Source organism: Streptomyces sp. NPDC052687 (assembly GCF_040678395.1).
In the GTDB taxonomy this organism is placed as follows: Bacteria; Actinomycetota; Actinomycetes; order Streptomycetales; family Streptomycetaceae; genus Streptomyces.
This window is the reverse complement of the sequence record NZ_JBFATR010000063.1, coordinates 1-13,719: the sequence shown is the minus strand read 5'-3', so window position 1 is coordinate 13,719 and position 13,719 is coordinate 1. Positions and strand designations below refer to the sequence as shown.

Below are 13,719 nucleotides of genomic sequence, written 5' to 3'. Positions count from 1 at the left end.
GTCATCCCCCAGGGGGTGTCCGGGACGGCATCGGCAGCCGTACCGTGAACTCCGTCCGGCCCGGCTCGCTCGCCACCTCGATCGTCCCGCCGTGCGCCCGCACCAGGGAGGCGGCGACGGACAGGCCCAGGCCGCTGCCCCCGCGGTCGCGGCTGCGGGCCTTGTCCACGCGGTAGAAGCGGTCGAAGACCCGGTCCCGGTCGGCGGCGGGGATACCGGGCCCCGCGTCGGTGACCCGGACCACGGCCGCCCCCGGCGCGACCGAGACCTCCGCGCACACCGCGGTCCCGGCCGGGGTGTGCACGGCCGCGTTGGTGAGCAGATTGTCCAGCACCTGCCGGACGCGCTGCGGATCGAGCCGCAGCCGCACCGGTCCGCCCCCGGTCCGCACGGTCAGCGGACGGTCCGGGTGACCGGCCCGGAAGGCGTCCGCGGCCTGCTCCACCAGCTCCGTCAGATCCGCCTCGGTCATCCGCAGCGGCGTCTCCACCTCGGCCGCGTCGAGCCGGGCGAGCAGCAGCAGATCGTCCAGCAGGAACCCCATCCGGGCGGCCTCGGCGCGCAGCCGCGCCAGGTGCTTCTCGCGTTCCCCGGGCGCGTTGGCGGCGGCGTACTGGAACAGGTCGGCGTAGCCGCGCACGGACATCAGCGGGGTGCGCAGCTCGTGCGAGGCGTCCGCGACGAACCGGCGCAGCCGCCGCTCGGCCTCCGCGCGCACCGCGAGCGAGTCGTCGATGTGCTCCAGCATGGCGTTGAACGCGGTGCGCAGTTCCTCCACCTCCGGCCCGCCCCCGGCGCGCGGCGCGCGCAGCGGCAGCCGGGCCGCCGACTCGGACAGGTCGTGCGAGGCGATGCCGTGCGCGGTGCGCGCCATGTCGCTGAGCGGCTTCAGCCCGCGCCGCAGCATCCGGCGGCCGAACACCACCAGCGCCAGCAGCGCCAGCCCGAACGCGACCGCCTGGATCCGGATCAGCCGTGCGACGGTGTCCTCGATCCCGTCCATCGGCGCGGCGCTCACCAGCACCACGCCGGGTTCGACCTCGCAGGCGCGCAGCCGGTAGGTGCCCGCGCCCCTCAGGTGCTCGGTGCGCAGCAGCTCCGTGTGCGCGGCGGTCTGCGCCCGGGCCAGGGCGGTGAAGTCGCCGACGTCCGCCGGCAGGTCGCCGGGGTCCTCCGGCCGGCGCAGCACGGCGGTGCCGTCCGCCACGTCGTACACGGCGTAGTACCAGCTGTAGTACTTCTTCCCGGACAGCGTGCCGTAGTCCGCGATGCTCTTCGACTGGGCGATCTGGCCCTGGGCCAGCTGGGTGTCGAGCTGGGCCGCCAGATAGTCCCGCATGGACGTGGTCAGGGCCGTGCCGACGACCGCGAAGACCGCCAGCGCGAGCGCGCCCAGGCCCAGCGCCAGCCGGGTGCCGAGCCGCAGGCGCCGGTAGGCGCCGGACAGCCGCCGGATCACTCGGATGCCTGCCGGACGACGTAGCCGAAGCCGCGCACGGTGTGGATGAGCTGGCCGCGGCCGGCCTCGTCCAGCTTGCGGCGCAGCCGGCTGACGACCAGCTCGACCACGTTGGAGCGGCCGCCGAAGCCGTACTCCCACACGTGGTCGAGGATCTGCGCCTTGGTCAGCACGGTCGGCGACCTGCGCATCAGATAGCGCAGCACCTCGTACTCGGTGGGGGTGAGCGTCAGCAGCGTCCCGTCGCGCCGCACCTCCCGGGTGTCCTCGTCCATCGTGAGGTCCCCGACCCGCAGCACCGACCGCTGGAACCCGGGGCCGGCACTGCGCCGCAGCACGGTCCGCAGCCGGGCCATCAGCTCCTCCACCGCGAACGGCTTGACCAGGTAGTCGTCGCCGCCCCGGGTCAGCCCCGCCACCCGGTCGGCGACGCCGTCGCGCGCGGTGAGGAACACCACCGGCACCATCGTGCCCGAGGCGCGCAGCCGGTCCAGGACGCCGAATCCGTCCACGTCGGGCAGCATCAGATCGAGCACCACGATGTCCGGGCGGAACTCGGCCGCCCGGCGCAGCGCCTGCTCGCCGGTGTTCGCGGTGACGGCCTCCCAGCCCTCGTAGCGGGCGACGGTGGCGACGAGGTCGGCGATGGGCGGATCGTCGTCCACGACGAGCAGTCGTACTTTGTCCACCCGCTCATACTGCGGGACACACCCGGACGGACCAGTCCCGCGTGCGACTCCGGCACCGATCGATACACACTTGAAAGTTGTACGACAGGTAATCGACAGCCCCGGGCGGCCAAGCTCGGTGTCCACGGCTCCGAACCCCTCGGCGCCCGCGGCTCCGGACCACTCGGTGCCCGGCCCCGAACCACTCGGTGCCCTCATGGTCCTCGACCCAGGAGTTGCCGTCCGTGACGACCGTCCAATCGCCTCCCCGGCCCCCCACGGCGATACGCCCCCGGGTGGTGGCCCGCACCGGTCTGTACGCCGTGCTCGCCGCCAACGCGGCCGTCGTGACCGTCTTCTTCGTCCAGGCCGGCTTCGCCGCCAACGCGCTCGTCGTGCTGGGCCGCGCCGCCGGCCTGTACGGCGCGCTGCTCATGGCCTTCCAGCTGCTGCTGGTGGCTCGGCTGCCCTGGCTGGACCGCCGGATCGGCATGGACCGGCTCACCCTGTGGCACCGCTGGACCGGCTTCGCGCTGCTGTGGACGCTGCTCGGGCACGCCGTGTTCATCACCCTCGGCTACGCCGACTCCTCCGGGATGGACCCGGTGAACCAGCTCGTGGACCTCGCCGAGACCACCCAGGGCGTGCTCCGCGCGGTGGTCGCCCTCGCCCTGCTCCTCGTCGTCGGCACCGTCTCGGCCCGCTTCGCCCGCCGCCGGCTCGCCTACGAGACCTGGCACTTCGTCCATCTGTACACCTACCTCGCGGTCGTCCTCGCCTTCTCCCACCAGGTCACCACCGGCACCACCTTCGTCGCCTCGCCCGCCGCCACCGCCTACTGGTGGACCCTGTGGGGAGCCGCCCTCGGCGCGGTGCTGCTCGGCCGCGTGCTCCTGCCCCTGTGGCGGAACCTGCGCCACCGGCTGCGCGTCTCGGCCGTCGTCCCGGAGAACGACGACGTGGTCTCCGTGTACGTCACCGGCCGCGACCTCGACCGGCTGCCCGCCCGCGCGGGCCAGTTCTTCCTCTGGCGGTTCCTCACCCGCGACCGCTGGTGGCAGGCCAACCCGTTCTCCCTGTCGGCGGCGCCCGACGGCCGCACCCTGCGCCTGACCGTGAAGGCGGCCGGCGACGGCAGCGCCGCCCTGCGGCACCTGCGGGTCGGCACCCGGGTGTTCGCCGAGGGCCCCTACGGGGCGTTCACCACCCTGCACCGCACCCGCCCCGACGCCCTCCTCGTGGCCGGCGGCGTCGGCGTGACCCCCATCCGGGCGCTGCTGGAGGAGCTGCACGGCCACGCCGTCGTCCTCTACCGGGTCACCACCGAACGCGACGCCGTCCTCCACGACGAACTGCGCGAGCTGGCCCACGCCAAGGGCGCCGAGCTGTACCTGGTCACCGGCCCCGCCACCCCCGACCGGCTGGCACCGGCCGAACTGGCCCGCCTGGTCCCCGACATCGCCGACCGCGACGTCTACCTCTGCGGCCCGCCCGGCATGACCGCCGCGGTCCGGCGCAGCCTGCGCGAGCTGGGCGTGCCCGCCCCGCAGATCCACTTCGAGCGCTTCAGCCTGGCCGGATGAGCCGGATGAGCCGGATGAGCCGGATGAGCCGGATGAGCCCGATGAGGGGAACACCGTGAAACGAGCACTGCCCGTCCTGGTCCTGACCGTCGCCGGCCTGGTCCCCGTCTGGCGCTACGCCCCCTCGCAGCAGTCCGCGTCCTCCGGCGAGGCCGCGGCCGCTCCCACGCCGGCCGCGTCGGCCCCCGCCGCCTCGTCCGATGTCGTCGCCGGGCCGGTCGTGCCCACGGAGAAGGGGGACGTCCAGGTCGAGGTGACGTTCGAGGGGGAGCGGATCGCGGCGGTGCGGATGCTGCGGCAGCCGGCTCATCCGCAGACGGCGAACGCGGTGCCGCGGCTGATCGAGGACACGTTGCGGGTGCAGAGCGCGGACATCGACACGGTGTCCGGCGCGACGATCACCAGCGACGGCTATCGGCAGTCCCTGCAGGCCGCCCTCGACGCCAGGGGGGCGTGACATGCTCCAGCGGGTCGAACACGTGATGGGATTCCCCGTCTCGCTGCGCATCGACGACACCGAGGTGCCCGAAGGACTGGCGGACCGGGTGTACGGCCGGCTGCGGGAGGACGACGAGCGGTTCAGCCCGTTCCGGCCCGACAGCGAGGTGTCCCGGCTGGACCGGGGCGAGATCGCACCGCACGCCGTCAGCGCCGGCCTGGCCGAGGTGCTGGCCATCGGTGAGCGGTACCGGATCGCCACCGGCGGCGCCTTCGACGTCCGGGTGCCCGGACGCGGCCTCGACCCGTGCGCGGTCGTCAAGGGCTGGTCGGTGCAGCGGGCGGCCGGCCTGCTGACCGCCGCCGGGGTACGGCGGTTCTGCCTCAACGCCGGCGGCGACGTGATCGTCGCGGGCGGCACGGCCGAGGTGCCGTGGCGCGTGGGCGTACGCCACCCCGAACACGCCGGCCGGGTCTGCGCGGTGCTGGAACTCACCGACGGCGCGGTCGCCACCTCCGGCCGCTACGAGCGCGGCGACCACATCCTCGACGCCCGCACCGGCCGCCCCGCCACCGGCCTCCTCGCCGTCACCGTGGTCGCCCCCACCCTCACCGAGGCCGACACCGTCGCCACCGCCGCCTTCGCCCTCGGCCCCGACGGCATCGCCTGGGCGGCGGCGCGGCCCGGCTGCGAGGTGTACGCCGTCGACGCGGAGCGCAGGGTGCTGCGGACGGCGGGGGTGCCGCTGGCGGCGGCCCCCGCTGCCTGAGCCGCCCTCGCCGCCTGGGCCGCCCCCGCTGCCTGAGCCGCCCGGAGGCCCGCCGCCCGCCGCCCGCTCTCGCGGGAGGCAACTGCCGTACCGGCGGCGGGAATCCGCGGCGGGCTGTTGATCCGCCCGCCACACAACGGGTCTAGACTCTCCCGGCAACGGCCCGCCGCCGTGCCCGGCGGTCCCGGCGAGAGCGGACGGCAGCTGCCAGACCCGAAGGGTGTTCGGCGTTTTGATACGGATTGATGCAGTCACCAAGCGATACCCGGACGGCACGGTGGCGGTCGACCGGCTGTCACTGGAGATACCGGACCGTGCCATCACGGTCCTGGTCGGACCGTCCGGCTGCGGCAAGACGACGACCCTGCGCATGATCAACCGGATGGTCGAACCGACCGAGGGAACGATCCTCCTCGACGGCGCCGACATCCGCCGGCGGCCCGTCAACGAGCTGCGCCGCTCCATGGGATACGTCATCCAGCACGCCGGTCTCTTCCAGCACCGCACGATCATCGACAACATCGCCACCGTGCCCCGCCTGCTCGGCTGGCGCAAGGAGAAGGCCCGCGCCCGGGCGAGGGAGCTGATGGAGCGCGTCGGCCTCGACCCCTCCCTCGCCCGCCGCTACCCCTACCAGCTCTCCGGCGGCCAGCAGCAACGCGTCGGCGTGGCCCGCGCGCTGGCCGCCGACCCGCCCGTCCTCCTCATGGACGAGCCGTTCTCCGCCGTCGACCCGGTCGTCCGCAAGGGTCTGCAGGACGAACTCCTGCGCCTGCAGGACGAGTTGGGCAAAACCATCGTCTTCGTCACCCACGACATCGACGAGGCCGTCAAGCTCGGCACGATGGTCGCCGTCCTGCGCACCGGCGGCCGGCTCGCCCAGTTCGCCCCGCCCGCCGAGCTGCTGTCGAACCCCGCGGACCCCTTCGTCGAGGACTTCCTCGGCGCCGACCGGGGCATCCGCCGCCTCTCCTTCTTCTCCTCCGCCGGACTCGGCCTGCTCACCGCGCCGATCGTCGCCGTCGACGCCACCGCCGAGCAGCTCGCCGCCCGCGCCGCCGCCGGCAGCCGGGAGGGCGTCCCCTACCTCCTCGTCACCGCCGTCGACGGCACCCCCCTCGGCTGGGCCGAACCCGGTGACCTCACCGCCGGGGACATCCGCCCGGACCGGCTGCTGCCCTGCGGACGGCCGTTCACGGCCGGCACGGACTCGCTGCGGGCCGCCCTGGACTGCGCGGTGCTCTCGCCCACCGGCTGGGCGGTCGCCGTGGACGCCGAGGGCCGGGCCGCCGGCGTCGTCTCGCAGCAGGCCATCGGCGAGGCCATCCGCGGCGCCCACGCGGACGACGCCCGCCCGGCCGCCGCGAAGGCCGTGCGATGAGCGAGTTCTTCGACCTGCCGAGCGACCTGCAGAACAGCTATCCCGGCCTGATCGTCCAGCATCTGCGCCTCGCGCTGGTCCCGGTGCTGGCCGGCCTGCTCGTGGCGCTGCCCGTCGCCCAGCTGTGCGTACGGCTGCGCTGGCTGTACCCGCCCGTGCTGTGGGCGACGACCGTCCTCTACGCCATCCCCTCGCTCGCCTTCTTCGTCGTCCTCATCGACTACACCGGCATGAGCGAGATCACCGTGATGATCCCGCTGGCGGTCTACAGCCTCGTGGTCTTCGTCCCGGCGCTCGTGGACGGCGTCCGCTCGGTGCCGAGGGAGACCCTGGACGCCGCCACCGCCATGGGCTTCGGCCCCGTACGCCGCTACCTCCAGGTGCAGTTGCCGATCGCCGCCCCCGCCGTCATCGCCGGCCTGCGGGTCGCCTCGGTCTCCAGCATCTCCCTGGTCAGCGTCGGCATGCTGATCGGCAACCAGGGAGCCCTCGGCAACCTGCTCAACAGCGGCATGATCTACCACCAGCCGCGCCTGGTGTGGCTGTCGGTCGTCGGCACGGCCGTCCTCGCCCTCCTGGTGGACGCCGCGCTGATCCTGCTGCGGACGCTGATCACCCCCTGGATGCCCGCCGCGAAGGGTGCCGCCCGGTGAACGTACTGAACTTCGTCGACGCCTTCTTCAGCGACAGCGCCCACTGGCAGGGCTACGACGGCATCCCCACCCGCGTCCTGGAACACGTCCGCTACACGCTGCTGGCGCTCGGCATCGCCGCCGCCGTGGGACTGCCGGTCGGCCTGCTGACCGGCCACACCGGACGCGGCGGCAACACCCTCGCCCTGATCGCCACCGCCGCCCGCGCGCTGCCCAGCTTCGGCCTGATGGTGCTGATGTTCGTCCTCCTCGGGCTCGGACTCGCGCCCGTGATGATCCCGCTGGTCGTCCTCGCCGTCCCGCCCGTCCTGGTCACCACCTACGAGGCGATGCGCTCCGTCGACCCCGCCCCGGTGGACGCCGCCCGCGGCATGGGCATGGGCGAGGCGCAGGTGCTGCTGCGGGTCGAACTGCCGGTCGCGCTCCCACTGATCCTCAGCGGGCTGCGCTCGGCGGCCATCCAGATCGTCTCGACGGCCACCATCGCCGCGTACGTCAGCTTCGGCGGCCTCGGCCGGTACATCGTCGACGGCCTCTACCAGCGCGACTACGAGAAGGTCGTGGGCGGGGCCACCCTGGTCGCCGCCCTGGCCCTGGCCACCCTCGGGGTGTTCTGGGCGGCGGGCCGCTTCGCGGTGTCACGGGGCGTGCGCCGCGGCGGCTGACGGGGTTTCCCGTCGGGGGCGTGTGCCGTGGCGGCTGACGGGGTTTCCCGTCGGGGGCGTGTGCCGTGGCGGCTGACGGGGTTTCCCGTCGGGGGCGTGTGCCGTGGCGGCTGACGGGGTTTCCCGTCGGGGGCGTGCGCCGCGGTGGCTGACGGGGTTTCCCGTCGGGGGCGTGCGCCGCGGTGGCTGACGGGGTTCCCCGTCCGGGGCGTGCGCCGCGGTGGCTGACGGGGTTCCCCGTCCGGGGCGTGTGCCGCGGCGGCTGACCCGGCCCGCGGTCCGGGGGTGCGCCCGCCGCGGCTCACCGGGTGCGCGGCCTCCGGCGCCTCAGCTCTCGGCGCGGGCCAGCGCCAGCTCCAGCACGACGAGCAGCGCGTCCCGGACCGAACCGCGCTCCCGGGCGTCGAACACGACGACCGGGACGTGGTCGGCGACGTCCAGCGCCCAGCGGACCTCCTCCAGGGAGTGCTCGACCCGCCCGTCGAAGGCGTTGACGGCGACCGCGAACGGGATGCGCCGGTGCTCGAAGTAGTCCACGGCGGCGTAGCAGTCGTCGAGACGGCGGGTGTCGACGATGACGAGAGCCCCCACCGCGCCCTCAACGATGTCGTCCCACATGAACCCGAACCGCTCCTGTCCGGGCGTGCCGAACAGATACAGCTTCAGCGTCGGGTCGATGGTCAGGCAGCCGAAGTCCATGGCCACCGTCGTCGTGGTCTTGCGCGGGGTGTGGGTGAGGTCGTCCACCCCGGCGGCGACCTCGGTGATGGCCGCCTCGGTGGTCAGCGGCTCGATCTCGGAGATCGCGCCGACCGCGGTGGTCTTGCCCACCCCGAATCCGCCCGCGATCACCATCTTCACCGGCAGCGGCGGCCGTACGGCGGTCCCCGCGGCGCCGCCGGGGGAGGCGCCGGGGGAGCCGTGGAGGGCGACGGGCTCAGTCGGTGTCACGGAGTACCCCTCGGGAGTCGGGGATGGCCCGCAGGCCATCGATAACCCTGCGCAGGACGGAGGCGTCATGGGTGGCGGCCGTGTCCGGCACGTGCACCGCCAGATGCCCGGCCGCCCGCAGATCCTCGGCGAGCACCCGGACCACGTTCAGATGCAGCCGCAGCCGCGCCGCGATCTCCGCGAGGGACTGCGGGCGCGCGCACACGGCGACGATGTCGTGCTGCTCGAAGGAGAGCCGGCCGAGTGCGTGGAGCCCCTCCGCGGTGGCGATCACCTGCGTCTCCACCGGCATCGGCCGCCCGGCCGCGGCCTCGCCGGCCCCCGCCACCCGGCCCGCGGTCAGCAGGAACGGGCGGATGGCGGGGACGGGACCGACGGGCTCGGGTCCGGGCTCGGGCTCCGGGAGCGGGTGCGGGGGGACGCCGTCCGCCATCAGCCCGCCGGCGCGGCGCCGACGCTGTTCTTCAGTTCCAGCACCAGCTGGGGACTGAGCGCGGCACCGGCGCGGTTGGCGAACAGCGTCATCTCGTACGCGATGTTGCCCAGCTTGGCCTCCTTGTCGGCGACCACGCCGAGCACGGCGCCGCTGCCGATCGCGGAGACCAGGACGTGGCCGCCCTCCAGATCGATGATGACCTTGTTCAGCGCGCCCAGGCCGTAGTTGCCGGAGGCACCGGCGGCCAGGCTGGTCAGGCCGGAGACGATCGCCGCCAGCCGCTCCGAGTGGGCTCGCTCCCGCAACTGTGCCACCGCGATGAGCAGTCCGTCCGAGGACACCGCGATGGCGTCCACGACACCGGCGGTCTCGGTCGCGAAACGGTTGAGCAGCCAGGTGAAGTCGGCTGCGGCGGCCCGCAGGTCGTCCGGTGCGGTGTCTCCGGCGGGAGTGCCACCTGTCTGCGTGCTCAACTCTCCGCTCCTTCCGGGGGGTTGGTCGGGGGCTGGTCATGGGTGTGCGGGGCGTCGGGCCCGGACGCGGTGCGCGGGAGGTCCGGGCGGGGGATGCCGGTGCCGTTGCTGTCGCGGTGGGCGCGTTCGACGGCCGCCTCGAACTCCTCCAGCGCGTCGCGCACCGCCTCCGCGTCGGCCGGGGGCAGCGCCGCCTGCCGCGCGGCGAACCGCTCGGCGTCAGGGCCCAGCGTCGTGCGCAGCGTCGCGCCGCGGACCCGCCGCCGCAGCGGCCGCGGCCCACCGCCCGCCGCCGGGTCGGCCTCCGTACGGGCCCGCGGGATGAGCGGGGCGTCACCGGGGGCACCGGAGCCGGGTTCCCGCCGGGGGAGGCGCCGGGGGAGCGGCGCGGGGGTGCCGGGATGCCCGGTGCCGGGAGGTGCGGTGTCGGGAGCCCTGGTGCCCGGAGATTCGGTGTCGGGGGTGGTTTCCTGCCGCCCCGCTCCGTCGGCGGTGGCGGGGGTGGGGGCAGCGGCGCCGTCCGGGCTGCCCGGGGTTCCGGGCCGTACAGCGGACGGACGGTGCCCGCCGGCGGGCGTGGCCTCCGTACGGCGGACGCGCTCGGCCGGGGACGGAGCCGCGGCCAGGGACGGAGCCGGGGCCAGGGTCTTGGACGGGGCCTGGGTTTGGGCCGGGGCCTGGCCGGCCGCGGGCGGGAGCGCGCCGGGGGTCCGGGGCGCCGGGGCCGTCGGTGGCAGCAGGAGGGCCGACGGCAGGGTGACCTCGGCCGTGACACCGCCGCCGGGGGTGCGGGACAGCGTGACCCCGATGTCCCAGCGGCGCGCGAGCGTGCCCACCACGAACAGGCCGAGCACCTTCGTCGGCACGAGGTCGAGCCGTTCACGGCGGATCAGCCGGGCGTTCTCCTCGGCCAGCCGCTCCGCGCTCATGCCGAGACCGTGGTCGGCGATCACGACCGTCGCCCCGTCCGCCCCGCCCTGCACGGTGACCTCGACGGCGCTGCCGGCGGGCGAGAACGACACGGCGTTCTCCAGGAGTTCGGCGACCATCAGGGTCAGGTCGCCCACCGCGTCGGGCTCCACCATGACCTCGGTCCCCGCGTGCAGCTCCACGCGCTGGTAGCCCTCGATCTGCCCGAGCGCGGCCCGTACGACGTTGGTGAGTTCGGTCGGACCCGTGTCGAGCGCGGTCTCGTGGATGCCGGCCAGCAGCATCAGGCTGTCGGCGTTGCGGCGCAGCCGGACCGCGATGTGGTCGATGCGGTAGAGCCGCTCCAGCAGCGCGGGGTCGGTCTCGCCGCGCTCGACGGCGTCGATCAGCGCCAGCTGACGGGTGGTCAGATTGCTCACCCGGCGGCCCACGTTGCCGAACATCTCGGCGACGTTGCGCCGGCTGAGCACCTGCCGCTCCAGCAGCGCCGCGGCGGTGGTCTGCACGTGGTTGAACGCCTCGGCCAGCTCGCCGATCTCGTCCCGCGCGGTCACCGGCACCTCGCTGAGCCGCAGCGGCGCGTCGTCCTCGGCGTCGTCGTCGGCGACCCGGGCGAGTTCGCGTCCGGCGACGTCGGCGACGGTGCGGGCGGCGCCGGTCAGCGCCTGCACGGGCCGTACCACGGAGCGCCGTACCGCCACCGCGAACGCCAGCCACAGCGCGAAGCCGAGCAGGGCGAGGCCCAGCAGCCAGCCGGCGTTCCACCAGGCGTCGAAGGAGGCCTCCTCGGCGCGGTCGGCGATCTGGCCGATGAGCGAGGCGGTGATCTCCAGCCGGGTCGCGGACTGGTCGCGGTAGGCGGGGTAGGCGGCCAGCGCCTCGTTGAACTTCTCCCGTATCCGCTCCGGCGTGCCCGCCTGGAGATTGCTCGGGTCGATCTGGAGTTCGGCGAACTGCCGGCCGATGACGGCCTGCGCCGGGCTGTGCTCGATGCCGCGCAGCTCCGCCGCCTGCGCCTCGGTGGCGAACCGGCCGAAGCGGTCGGCCTGGTGTTCGTACAGCTCGTGGGCGCCGACCGCGTTGACGAACTCGATCAGCGCGTTGGAGTCGCCGGTCGACGCGGAGAACACGCTGGTCTCGAAGGAGCTGTGGGCGGCGTCCGCGCGCAGCAGGGAGTCCAGCAGATGACCGGTGAAGGTGGTGGAGAGGGGGGTGTTGCGGTCCAGGCCGAGCCCGTCGATCAGGGCCTTGGCGACACCGGTGTACGCCGGGTCGATGTTGTCGGCGGGCAGGTAGCCCTGCTCGATGGTGGCGCGCAGGCTGTCCAGGCCGCTGATCTCGCGCAGGGCACGGTCCTCGGTGTCCGGCAGCCGGTCGCCGAAGGTGTCGCGCACCTTCTCGACCTGCGCGTCGACCGCGTCCTGCGCCTCCTGGTAGCCCTCCGCCGAGGGCTGGGTGCCGGGGCCGGACGCCTCGTGGCGTACGGACAGCAGGATGGCCTGCTGGTGCTCGGCCTCCACCCGGTCGACCAGGGCGGCCACCTGGGCGCTGTCCCGGACCAGCCGGGCCGCGCTCGCCGCGTCCCGGGCCCGTTCGACCTGGTCGGCGATGAGGTAGACGAGTACGGCGGCGAGTCCCGCGAGCGGCACGCCGACGAGGACGTTGAGCTTGCGGCGGAACGGCCACCGGTCGGCGAAGCCCCTGATCCCCGCCTCGTGGGTGGACATCGGGCCTCCTCCATGACCGTTTGTGATCGATGTGCCTGATCGACGTGAGTGATCGACGTGCGTGATCGGCTCGTGTGATCGACATGTGTGATCGACGTGGACCTGTGTGACGGGCGTCAACTCCGGGGAGACTACCGCTTCTTGAGGCGATCACCGGCGACTGCACGTCAAGAATCCGTTACAACCCGCTCTGTTGCGGCGAGAGTTCGTTCGCTTTTCCTACACAACTTGCCGGTTGAGGGCGGTCGATCGACCACTTGTCGAAGGCGATTGTGATCAGGTGACCCTTGACTGACCGAGAAGGCGCTGGATTGGATCGACGGCAGCGCAACGCCACCACTCCCTCAGCCCGGAACGGGAAACCGTGACTTCTACCGTGAAGAGCAGCAGCGTGAACAGCAGCCGGTCCAGCAGGAGACACCGCGGCGCGACCGCCGTCGCACTCGCCGTGGTGACGGCACTGCTGGCGGGCTGCGGCTCGTCCGAGGACGGGTCCGACAACCCGCTCGCGGAGGACAAGGCGGACGGCGGCACCGTCGTCGTCGGCTCCAACAACTTCGCCGAGAGCATCCTCCTCGCCGACATCTACGGCGAGGCCCTGAAGGCCAAGGGCATCAAGGTCACCTACAAGCCCAACATCGGCAGCCGCGAGACCACTTACGGCCTGCTGAAGAACGGCTCGATCACCGTCCTGCCGGAATACAACGGCTCCCTGCTCGCCTACCTCGACCCCGACGCCGAGCAGAAGTCCGCCGAGTCGGTGAACGCCGCCGTCAAGACCAAGCTCGACTCCAAGCTGACGCTCCTGGAGTCGGCGCCGGCCGAGGACAAGGACTCCGTCTCGGTCAACGCCGAGACGGCCGAGAAGTACGGCCTGAGCGCCGAGTCGACGCTCGCCGACCTCAAGGACATCGCGCCGGACCTGGTCATCGGCGGCTCGCCCGAGTTCCAGACGCGGCACCAGGGGCTGGTCGGACTGGAGAAGGAGTACGGCCTGAAGTTCAAGTCCTTCAAGGCGCTGGACGCCGGAGGGCCGCTGACCCAGGCCGCGCTGGCGAAGAACACCGTGCAGGCCGCGGACATCTTCACCACCGACCCGACCATCACCAAGGAGAAGTTCGTCGTCCTGCGCGACCCGAAGAACCTCTTCGGCTTCGCCAACGTCACCCCGCTGGTCCACAAGAGCGGCCTCTCCCAGAAGGGCGTCGACACCCTCAACGCCGTCTCCGCCAAGCTCGACACCAAGACGCTGCTCGACCTCGACACCCAGGTGCAGCTGGAGAACAAGGACCCGCTCGACGTGGCGCGGGGCTGGCTGAAGTCGGTCGGCCTCGACTGACCGACCGCCCGCCGATGAGCACCACCACGGACGACCCGCCGCTGCGGCCAGACCCGGCGGAGCCGCCCGCGCGGGGCGGCGTCACCCTCGACGGTGCCGGACTCACCGTCGAGGACGTGGTCCGGCTCGCCGACGGCGCGGCCGTGCCGGACGTGCCGCCCACCGCCCTGGAGCGGGCGGCTCCGCCGGGTCTGGCCGCAGCGGCGGGTCGTCCGTGGTGGTGCTCATCGGCGGGCGGTCGGTCAG

The 13,719-nt window shown here is 73.5% G+C and carries 13 protein-coding genes and 1 pseudogene; 8 read left to right on the top strand and 6 right to left on the bottom strand.

Annotated elements, in window-relative coordinates:
• Position 1: 1 nt before the first annotated feature.
• Both AB0K92_RS30820 and AB0K92_RS30815 read right to left on the bottom strand, forming a co-directional pair.
• Positions 2–1,459: a HAMP domain-containing sensor histidine kinase gene (locus tag AB0K92_RS30820; RefSeq protein ID WP_365928339.1), complete on the bottom strand. Its 1,458-nt coding sequence runs from the start codon at positions 1,457–1,459 to the stop codon at positions 2–4.
• Positions 1,456–2,148 (bottom strand): response regulator transcription factor, encoded by a 693-nt coding sequence (locus AB0K92_RS30815; RefSeq protein ID WP_365928337.1) that lies wholly within the window; start codon positions 2,146–2,148, stop codon positions 1,456–1,458. Before AB0K92_RS30815 ends, AB0K92_RS30820 begins: the two co-directional genes overlap by 4 nt.
• A gap of 224 nt (positions 2,149–2,372) precedes the next feature.
• Here AB0K92_RS30815 and AB0K92_RS30810 point away from each other — a divergent pair, with 224 nt between their 5' ends.
• From AB0K92_RS30810 to AB0K92_RS30785, 6 genes are all read left to right on the top strand, one after another.
• The gene (locus AB0K92_RS30810; RefSeq protein WP_365928335.1) at positions 2,373–3,710 is read left to right on the top strand and encodes a ferredoxin reductase family protein; all 1,338 of its coding nucleotides are present in this window, start codon (positions 2,373–2,375) and stop codon (positions 3,708–3,710) included.
• A gap of 55 nt (positions 3,711–3,765) precedes the next feature.
• Positions 3,766–4,167, top strand: a complete 402-nt coding sequence (locus tag AB0K92_RS30805) for an FMN-binding protein (protein ID WP_365928333.1) — start codon at positions 3,766–3,768, stop codon at positions 4,165–4,167.
• 1 nt (position 4,168) lies between these two features.
• A complete protein-coding gene (locus AB0K92_RS30800; RefSeq protein WP_365928331.1) occupies positions 4,169–4,918 on the top strand; it encodes an FAD:protein FMN transferase in 750 nt (249 codons plus the stop codon).
• 232 nt (positions 4,919–5,150) lie between these two features.
• A complete protein-coding gene (locus AB0K92_RS30795) occupies positions 5,151–6,299 on the top strand; it encodes an ABC transporter ATP-binding protein (protein WP_365928329.1) in 1,149 nt (382 codons plus the stop codon).
• On the top strand, positions 6,296–6,952 hold the full coding sequence (locus AB0K92_RS30790) for an ABC transporter permease subunit (RefSeq protein WP_365928327.1): 657 nt from the start codon (positions 6,296–6,298) through the stop codon (positions 6,950–6,952). The genes AB0K92_RS30795 and AB0K92_RS30790 overlap by 4 nt, the downstream gene beginning before the upstream one ends.
• Positions 6,949–7,617: an ABC transporter permease gene (locus AB0K92_RS30785; protein WP_365928325.1), complete on the top strand. Its 669-nt coding sequence runs from the start codon at positions 6,949–6,951 to the stop codon at positions 7,615–7,617. The genes AB0K92_RS30790 and AB0K92_RS30785 overlap by 4 nt, the downstream gene beginning before the upstream one ends.
• A 327-nt stretch (positions 7,618–7,944) precedes the next feature.
• On the opposite strand, the gene AB0K92_RS30780 is transcribed toward AB0K92_RS30785, so the two are convergent.
• The 4 genes from AB0K92_RS30780 to AB0K92_RS30765 are packed head-to-tail and all read right to left on the bottom strand — an operon-like array spanning position 7,945 to position 12,134.
• Positions 7,945–8,607: an ATP/GTP-binding protein gene (locus AB0K92_RS30780; RefSeq protein WP_365928323.1), complete on the bottom strand. Its 663-nt coding sequence runs from the start codon at positions 8,605–8,607 to the stop codon at positions 7,945–7,947.
• Complete coding sequence (locus AB0K92_RS30775) at positions 8,555–9,001, bottom strand: DUF742 domain-containing protein (RefSeq protein ID WP_166002878.1); 447 nt, start codon at positions 8,999–9,001, stop codon at positions 8,555–8,557. The genes AB0K92_RS30780 and AB0K92_RS30775 overlap by 53 nt, the downstream gene beginning before the upstream one ends.
• Positions 9,001–9,477 carry a roadblock/LC7 domain-containing protein gene (locus AB0K92_RS30770; protein ID WP_166002879.1) on the bottom strand — a complete coding sequence of 159 codons (477 nt, stop codon included), beginning with the start codon at positions 9,475–9,477 and terminating at the stop codon, positions 9,001–9,003. The genes AB0K92_RS30775 and AB0K92_RS30770 overlap by 1 nt, the downstream gene beginning before the upstream one ends.
• Positions 9,474–12,134, bottom strand: a complete 2,661-nt coding sequence (locus tag AB0K92_RS30765; protein WP_365928320.1) for an ATP-binding protein — start codon at positions 12,132–12,134, stop codon at positions 9,474–9,476. The genes AB0K92_RS30770 and AB0K92_RS30765 overlap by 4 nt, the downstream gene beginning before the upstream one ends.
• A gap of 391 nt (positions 12,135–12,525) precedes the next feature.
• Here AB0K92_RS30765 and AB0K92_RS30760 point away from each other — a divergent pair, with 391 nt between their 5' ends.
• Both AB0K92_RS30760 and AB0K92_RS30755 read left to right on the top strand, forming a co-directional pair.
• Positions 12,526–13,473, top strand: coding sequence for an ABC transporter substrate-binding protein (locus tag AB0K92_RS30760; protein ID WP_365928318.1), 948 nt, complete (start codon positions 12,526–12,528; stop codon positions 13,471–13,473).
• A 14-nt stretch (positions 13,474–13,487) separates the two neighbouring features.
• Positions 13,488–13,719 (top strand): annotated as a pseudogene (locus tag AB0K92_RS30755) (hypothetical protein); the annotation flags it as partial.

Excerpts from the sequence above, each read along its gene's own strand:
- AB0K92_RS30800 (WP_365928331.1), top strand. The coding sequence starts at position 4,169 with ATGCTCCAGCGGGTCGAACACGTGATGGGATTCCCCGTCTCGCTGCGC.
- AB0K92_RS30790 (WP_365928327.1), top strand. The coding sequence starts at position 6,296 with ATGAGCGAGTTCTTCGACCTGCCGAGCGACCTGCAGAACAGCTATCCC.
- AB0K92_RS30780 (WP_365928323.1), bottom strand. The coding sequence starts at position 8,607 with ATGGCCTGCGGGCCATCCCCGACTCCCGAGGGGTACTCCGTGACACCG.
- AB0K92_RS30775 (WP_166002878.1), bottom strand. The coding sequence starts at position 9,001 with ATGGCGGACGGCGTCCCCCCGCACCCGCTCCCGGAGCCCGAGCCCGGA.
- AB0K92_RS30765 (WP_365928320.1), bottom strand. The coding sequence starts at position 12,134 with ATGTCCACCCACGAGGCGGGGATCAGGGGCTTCGCCGACCGGTGGCCG.